A 258-nucleotide genomic window follows, 5' to 3' on the forward strand; every position below is an offset into this window, starting at 1 on the left:
TAGGCGTCCAGGGGGCTGCCGGAGAGGGTGACCGCCGGGCTGGACGGGTTGCCGCTGTCGGGGGTGATGGTGCCCGCGATGTCCCCCTGGGCCCGCACTGCGTAAACCTGGCCGCCCCCGTAGGCCAGCTGGTCCGCCACGGCACGGGCTAAGGGCCCGCTGCCGAGGATCTGGGGCACCTGGGAGAGGTCGCTGAAGCCCAACACCTGGTTCAGGGGGCCTTGGGAGCTTACCCCCACCACTACCCGCTGGCCCTCC

1 protein-coding gene is annotated in these 258 nt (G+C 72.1%); it reads right to left on the minus strand.

Features of this window, described 5'->3' with window-relative positions; genetic code table 11:
- On the minus strand, positions 1–206 hold a 206-nt coding region (locus tag PZC42_RS21865), incomplete at its 3' end, for a hypothetical protein (protein ID WP_277214306.1).
- Positions 207–258 lie beyond the last annotated feature (52 nt).

The sequence above is a fragment of the Isoptericola croceus genome (genome assembly GCF_029382255.1).
Lineage (GTDB): Bacteria > Actinomycetota > Actinomycetes > Actinomycetales > Cellulomonadaceae > Isoptericola > Isoptericola croceus.